The sequence below is a fragment of the Streptomyces aureus genome, from assembly GCF_001418135.1.
GTDB classification, from domain to species: domain Bacteria; phylum Actinomycetota; class Actinomycetes; order Streptomycetales; family Streptomycetaceae; genus Streptomyces; species Streptomyces aureus_A.
The window spans coordinates 1-6,404 of record NZ_LIPQ01000274.1 but is presented as its reverse complement, the minus strand read 5'-3'; the positions used below and the strand labels follow the sequence as shown (position 1 = coordinate 6,404).

Annotated in this window: 7 protein-coding genes and 2 pseudogenes; 5 read left to right on the top strand and 4 right to left on the bottom strand. The window is 71.9% G+C overall.

The annotated features are described in order from the left end of the window. Positions 1-880: nucleotidyl transferase AbiEii/AbiGii toxin family protein (locus AOK00_RS22625; protein ID WP_055602127.1), on the top strand; the 880-nt coding region annotated here is incomplete at its 5' end. Between the two features lie 20 nt (positions 881-900). On the opposite strand, the pseudogene AOK00_RS39470 reads toward AOK00_RS22625, so the two are convergent. Then, positions 901-1,225 (bottom strand): annotated as a pseudogene (locus AOK00_RS39470) (transposase family protein); the annotation flags it as partial. A gap of 17 nt (positions 1,226-1,242) precedes the next feature. Beyond that, entirely contained in the window at positions 1,243-2,121 is an 879-nt protein-coding gene (locus tag AOK00_RS22620) for a hypothetical protein (RefSeq protein ID WP_055602126.1), read from the bottom strand. Positions 2,122-2,176: 55 nt separating this feature from the next. Between AOK00_RS22620 and AOK00_RS40535 the strand changes: the two are divergent. Next, positions 2,177-2,378, top strand: a pseudogene (locus tag AOK00_RS40535) (IS5/IS1182 family transposase); the annotation flags it as partial. Between the two features lie 45 nt (positions 2,379-2,423). Here AOK00_RS40535 and AOK00_RS22615 read toward each other — a convergent pair. Continuing rightward, positions 2,424-2,936 carry a hypothetical protein gene (locus AOK00_RS22615; RefSeq protein ID WP_254047462.1) on the bottom strand — a complete coding sequence of 171 codons (513 nt, stop codon included), beginning with the start codon at positions 2,934-2,936 and terminating at the stop codon, positions 2,424-2,426. A gap of 160 nt (positions 2,937-3,096) precedes the next feature. On the opposite strand from AOK00_RS22615, the gene AOK00_RS22610 reads away from it, so the two are divergent. The 3 genes from AOK00_RS22610 (at position 3,097) to AOK00_RS22600 (ending at position 4,539) form a co-directional block, all read left to right on the top strand. Then, positions 3,097-3,639 carry a GNAT family N-acetyltransferase gene (locus AOK00_RS22610; RefSeq protein WP_254047461.1) on the top strand — a complete coding sequence of 181 codons (543 nt, stop codon included), beginning with the start codon at positions 3,097-3,099 and terminating at the stop codon, positions 3,637-3,639. Between the two features lie 293 nt (positions 3,640-3,932). Then, positions 3,933-4,154, top strand: a complete 222-nt coding sequence (locus AOK00_RS22605) for a hypothetical protein (RefSeq protein ID WP_055602124.1) — start codon at positions 3,933-3,935, stop codon at positions 4,152-4,154. 13 nt (positions 4,155-4,167) lie between these two features. Further along, positions 4,168-4,539: a hypothetical protein gene (locus tag AOK00_RS22600; protein WP_055602123.1), complete on the top strand. Its 372-nt coding sequence runs from the start codon at positions 4,168-4,170 to the stop codon at positions 4,537-4,539. 166 nt (positions 4,540-4,705) lie between these two features. On the opposite strand, the gene AOK00_RS22595 is transcribed toward AOK00_RS22600, so the two are convergent. After that, positions 4,706-6,404: hypothetical protein (locus tag AOK00_RS22595; protein ID WP_055602122.1), on the bottom strand; the 1,699-nt coding region annotated here is incomplete at its 5' end.

Sequence of the window (6,404 nt, the reverse complement as noted above, 5' to 3'; positions counted from 1 at the left end):
CATCGGCGACGCGGCCGTCCGGCATCTGGTCTTCGACCCGGCTCTCAAGCAGTTCGACGAGGCCTACCGTCCCGGTGACGGCGTCGTCGAGGACCCCCGGCTACGGGCCCGCTGGCAGACGGCACGGCGTGCGGCCCTGGAACTCGTTCTCGCGGCAGTCGCCGGCTCGCCGTGGGCCGACTCCCTCGTGCTGCGCGGCAGCATGCTGATGACCGCCTGGTTCGGCGAGGCCGCCCGTGCCCCGAAGGACATCGACTTCGTCGTCGTCCCCGAGACCTGGCGCATCGAGGAGCCGCGTACCCGCGCCATGCTCGACGGCATCGCCGAGGCGGCGGAGCGCCTGGCCGAGGAACGCGGCACGGAGCTGTCGATCTCGGCGGCCGGCGCCGTCTCCGAGCACATCTGGACGTACGAGAGGGTGCCCGGGCACCGACTGGTCCTGCCGTGGACGGCCCCGGGACTGCCCGGCGGCCAGGTCCAGCTCGACTTCGTCTTCCAGGAACGCCTCCCCACGCCACCGGGCCCGGCCGAGGTCGCCGGTGTCCGCCTGGCGGCCGCGGACCGGGAGGCATCCCTGGCCTGGAAACTCATGTGGCTGAGCTGCGACATGTACCCGCAGGCCAAGGACCTGTACGACGCGGTCCTCCTCGCCGAGAGCTGCGCCCTGCCACTCGCCCTCCTGGAGAGGGTGCTGCGTGAGGCGGACGAGTGGCCGGGTGACCCGAACGAGCCGCTGAACCTCGGGATGTTCGCCCGTGCCGTCCACGAGGTCGACTGGAAGGGCTTCGACGGCCTCGACCCGGACACGCCTGCCGCGCGACGCGACCTCGCCGACCGTCTGCTGGCAGCTCTCGCTCCGGTGCTCGGAACGCCCGTGTGACTCGCTCCGTGAGCGTTTCGGCGTTGCCTCTCCAGGGTGAGGACGGCTGCGGCGATTGACGTCATGCGGTGGGGGCGTACACGGGACCGAAGAAAGACGCGCCAGGACTTCGGCCGCGCTGTCCCGCGTCCGACGGGTGCCCGGGCCCGGGCCAGTGCTCGGTTGACCGCGCGCTGGGTCGGGGACAGTTCGCCGAACGGGAGGCCGATACGCCCGGTGGTCACCCACGGTCCGGGTCCCTGGTGGGCGAGGTCGGCAGGACGGGGACGCCCTGGCGTTCGCAGATTCGGATGATCCGGTGCGTGGGGCCGCGGTGAGGTCGTGGGCACGGCCGGGAGCGCGGGGGTCGCGGGTCGCGCGGGTCAGCCGACCGTGGTCCCGTAATCGTCGTACAAGCCCAGGAAGGCGCCGACGGCCAGGCCGACGACGAGGAGGTCGACGGCGAGGCCGAAGAGGAAAATGCCCGCGCAGACGACGGTCCAGACGGACCTGTGCAGCAACGACTGGCAGACGACCACGTTGCCGTGGTTCTGCGGGTGGTAGGCGACCTGGATGACCTCGGCGCGCTTCTGGGCGTACACGGCACGGCTCTGGCCGTGCATGTCCGTGTACACGTAGTTCCCCGTCGTACCGAACAGGTCGGTCATGTTCTCGTGCCGTACCGCCTCGACGGTGATTCCCCTCCGGGGCAGGTACCACTCGTCGCGGGCGATTCTCAGCCCCATGATGCCGAGCGTGGTGGCGGTCGCGCCCAAGGGGAGGGTGACCAGGATCGGGAGCGCGATGATCGCCGGCGCCGCGATCCAGACGGCCGCGGTGAGCACGACGGTCAGGAGGGCGACGGCCCCGACCCAGCGCCTGAGCACGCGCGTCCCCCTCTCCTGCTGGGACTCGGATCCCTGCTGGGACTCGCTCAAGGCACGGACGGTGACGAGGGCCGAACCGTCGGCGGTCTCCCCGGCCTCGTCGGCGCGCTCGGGCAGGGTCGCGTTGACCGCGTCGGCGAAGAACGTGGCCGCCGCCTCGCTCACGCCGTCGACCCGGTGAACGGCCGGGGCCGTACCGGCCGGGGCGGTGAGCTCCACGGCGACCGCGCTCCCCTCGGCGCGGATCCGCCGGACGGCCTGGAGCGGGATCCGGGTCTCCACGTCCGCCCGGCTCAGTACCAGGTCGTCGCCTTCGGATTGGAGGACGGCTCCGCCGGACCCACGCAGGACGGGTATGGGTGAGGTGAGGGACATGGGCGCGATCGTAGGCGCTGGACGTTCGTGTCTCTACCTGGTCGTTTCAGAATGAGGTCCGTGGGTGACAACGGGGCGCAAACGGCATCGCGTTCGGCGAACTGTCCCCGCGTCAACCGAGCACTGGCCGGGCCCGGGCACCCGTCGGACGCGGGACAGCGCGGCCGAAGTCCTGGCGCGTCCTTCTTCGGTCCCGTGTACGCCCCCACCGCATGACGTCAATCGCCGCAGCCGTCCTCACCCTGGAGAGGCAACGCCGAAAGAGGGACCCGCTGCGCTGCGTGCGTGACCCTCGCTCGTCTCTACTCGAGCATGTGTTCCGCATCATCCGGAACCCAGGGAAAGGGGACATCGGGCCACCGCGCGGATGCCCACGCGTCGAGATCGACAGCGAGAACGGCATCCATGAAGGCCGGCGGCGGTCGGTAGCCGTGCGCGGTGATGTAATGCGTGATCAGGAACGGAGCGGCATGGGCAATTCCGGGCCCGCCCGGAATCCGTACCTCGCCGTTCCCTTCCGGAGCCTCATCCTCAGGACACAGATCGCACTCGTGCACCCCGAGGCAGACGTTCATCCACTGCACCTCCTGGACGGCCTTCAGCTTCTCCACGAACGCTGTGGGAACCGTTCCCGTGGTGTACGGCCTACCGGCGTCCAGCCAACCGATGTTGAGGCGGGTGTAGGACGGGCGGTACCAGAGCGCGTAGAGGCCCGACTCCCGGTCCGTGAACGCATCCTCGTCCTGGTAGTCGTACTCGCTGAGATCTTCGTAGAACACGCCCGCATCATCGCCGCACTGCTTCTTGACGCCCACATGATTTACGAGCCATCGGGCACGACTCGGTGCTGTCACCGCATGGGTTCGCGGGGTGGCGGTTGGGCGACCGGGCGCCCGGTTTCACGGCAGAGGGCCGTGCAAGGATGCCGTGATGATCTCAAATTCACGCATACCAGCGGTTGTTCCCGCAGGGCAGATGGCCACGATGAACCAGCCAGTGTTCAGCCTTCCGAGCGGCCTGGAACTGCGCCCGTGGCGTCTCTCCGACGATGCCGTGCTGGTGGCCGGCAGTCAGGATCCCGGGGTTCGTCAGTGGAACCGCCTGCTGGTGGAGACACCGGAAGACGCCCGCCGGAGGATAGAACGCATGCACGAGCGCTGGCGGGCCGAGCTGAGTGCCATCTGGGCCATCGCTCGACCGGAGGGCGAGGCCGTGGGCCTGATCGGGTGGGGCGACATCGACCTCAGCGGTGGCAGCGCCGAGATCGTCTACTGGGTGCTCCCCGCAGTACGCGGGGGCGGCGTGGTGGTCGAAGCCACGAAGCGTGTCAGCGAGTGGGCCCTGAAAGACCTTGGCCTGCATCGCCTGCGGCTGTGTCACTCGGTGGCCAACCCGGCGTCCTGCCGTGTCGCGGAGAAGGCCGGATACTCCCTCGAAGGCACCATGCGCAGCGCGCTGCTGCACGCGGACGGATGGCATGACGAGCACCTGCACGCCCTCGTCCAGGGAGATGTCTGACCCTCGGCAGACGGTCGGGCCACTTCCGGAAGCGGCCGTTCGCCCCATCGGCTGCCCTTCTTTGGAGCGGCCCTGGCCTACGGTGGCGTTCGTAGCGTCGAGGGTCCGGGCCGTGGATGCCGCCCGCGGGGGAGCGGGGCCGCCCCGGCCGTCGACCGTCCGGAGAGCCTCCGTATCCCCATACGACGAGCGGGGCAGTCGCCCAGGGGCAGCGGCGACTCTCCCTCGGGGTTCGCGGACGGTTGCGACGCTTCCCCTGCCGCATCAGGCGGCGGGCCGCTACCGTGGTCCTCATGGCGCGCGAAATCAGGATCGAGATCAGCGATGAGGCGTACGAGGCGCTGGAACGTGTCGCAGCCGAGAAGCACGTGCCCGCCGAGGACTACGCGGGCCGGGTACTGGACGCCGACCTGACCCGCGCACGGTTCGTCGAAGGCGCCCGGTCCTTCGTCACCCAGCACGGCCAGGCCTTCGCGAAGCACTTCGGCCGCCCCGCCGGCGCCGACGCGGCCTGATCGCGGCCCGCGCGTGATACTCACGGTCGATCTCTCCTGGCTGCTCGAAATCGCCCAGCAGGAGATCCCCGGCGACCCGGAGATCTCCGATTGGGGCTCGCTCGAAGCCGCCCGCGCGCGCCACGCCTTCCGCGTCATGGACGTCCCGGTCTACGAGCGCCCGCACCACCGTGCGGCCGCCCTGTTGGAACAGCTCGTCCGCGTCCCGGCCCTGGAGCACTCCAACGAGCTGTACGGCGTGGTGGTCGCCGCCGCCTACCTCCACGCCTGCGGGTATCCGGTCGACGTGACGGCGGAGGAGGCGATCGACCTCGTCGAGCAGGTTGCCGAAGGCCGGGTCGACGTCAGGCAGGTTGCGGGCGTCCTCAAGGAATGGGTTCGCTGACCTCCCTTCTCCGCCTTGCGATGCACGGCCCCGCCCGGGCGCGGCCGGACTCATGCTCGTCCCGCCCGGGCGCGGCCGGACTGATGCCCCCGCACGATCGCCTCCACCCCGCCGCGTCATCGCGAGGTGCGCCGCAACGGGGCGCACCTCGCGGTCACGGCTCTCGTCACGATCCGCCGGATCCCCGTTCCGGCTCTCCCCAGCCCCGCAGTTCACCGGAACCAGGCACCGTGCCGGTCAGCCGCACCTGGCCGGCCGCGTTCGTGCGGACAGCCAGGACCTGTCCTCGTACGGTGGCGGAAACGGGACCACGGGCGGTGACCGTGGTCACGGCGCGGCTCCCGGCGGCGAGGAGATAGCGCGTCCCGGACGGCGCCGTCCAGTACGTGCCGGCCAACAGATGCTGGCCGAAGCGACTGCACGCCGCCGTGTCCTCGGGTGCCGGGCCCGGCACCCGCACCGGCCGGCTGCGTGCGTCCTGCCCCTCCCACGCCACCGTCGCGCGGCCGCGCCCGTCCCAGTTCTCCGAGCGCGTGCACGTCCAGGTGGCGCGTCCGGCCCGCTCCGGCAGGGTCTGTCGGGCGAACTCCCAGCGGTTCACGGCGCGCACGCCGGTTCCCCGCAACGCCGGCAACGCGCAGGCCGAACGCGCCCACGCGGCGAGGCCCGCCGCCGACGTCGCCTCTCGTGGCTGGCGAGCCGGGGCCCCGGCCCCCGGTGCCGGGGACCACGTCAGGTGCGCGGGGCTGAGCTCCCCCAGGTCAGCAAGCAAGAAGGAGTGGTTCTCGACGATGCGGGTGGAGGACCGCACCTGGAGCGCGGGAAGGCGGCGGCAGTCGCCCGGCGCTTCCGGTACGGGTTCGGTGACGCCGTCCGCGGAGACGGCCAGCCGGCGCGCGGGCACGTCGGGCCGCAGGAGGTCGCGCACCGCGCTCTCGTCGATCCAGGGGGCGAGCAGGAACCGTGCTCCGAGTCGTGTCCTGCTCACCGCCACGGCCGCTCCGGTGGTCACGTCCGAGTCGTCGGCCCGGGCCAGTTCGAGGACCGCCCCGTCCCGGCCGGTCAACGGCTCGGCGTACCGGATGATCCGGCCGCCGTCGTGCAGGAGGACGATGGCGGAGCCGTCGACCGGGCCGGCGAAGAGCAGCCGGGCCGGTGCGGCGGGTGGGGTCCTCGGTGTGCCCGGCGTGACGCTCACCCGGACGCCGGTTCGGTCGCCGGTGCTCTGAGCCCAGGCGATGAGGGCGCGGGACAGCAGAGCCGCGTCGCCGGTCCGCGTTCCGCGGGCGGGCCACTGGGTGAGGTCGACGCGGGCGGTGTCGGACCATCGGTCGGCGGGCGTGCGGAGCAGGAGTCCGGGGTCGGCCGCGCGGGTGGACGCGGCGGCGAGGCCCGCGACGGGCGGCGCCGATGTCGGCGGCGTGGGCGGCTCGGGCCGCAGGGTGAGTACGGCGGTCGTGGACGCGACGAGCAGCACGGCGGCAACGAGGGCGGTGAGTCGCTTCCGGTGCCTGCGGCGCAGCAGGTCCGTCGGTCGTGCCTGCACGGTGCAGGGGTCGAACTCCGCGCCGTGCAGGAGCGATTCGGCATCGGGGCCGACGGTGGTGCGAATGCGTTCGGCGGCACGGAGGGCTTCGTCGGGCGCGGCCACGCCGGCGGCGGCGAGGAGGAGGGCGGCGGACTGCGCGGTGAGTCCTTCGAGGACGCGCAGGGCGAAGGCGGCCCGCACCTCAGGGGTCATCGTGGCCAGTCTGGATTCCAGCGCGAGCTCCCCGTCGCCACCGGCCCGGGGGAAGAGACTCAGCCCCAGGACGGCGGGGAGCGGGGTCCGCCCGAGGGACCACCGGGGGCGGGCGGCCGCCCGC

Coding starts and splice junctions, on each gene's coding strand:
- AOK00_RS22605 (WP_055602124.1), top strand. CDS start 3,933: ATGGCGCGCGAAATCAGGATCGAGATCAGCGATGAGGCGTACGAGGCG.
- AOK00_RS22620 (WP_055602126.1), bottom strand. CDS start 2,121: ATGTCCCTCACCTCACCCATACCCGTCCTGCGTGGGTCCGGCGGAGCC.
- AOK00_RS22610 (WP_254047461.1), top strand. CDS start 3,097: ATGGCCACGATGAACCAGCCAGTGTTCAGCCTTCCGAGCGGCCTGGAA.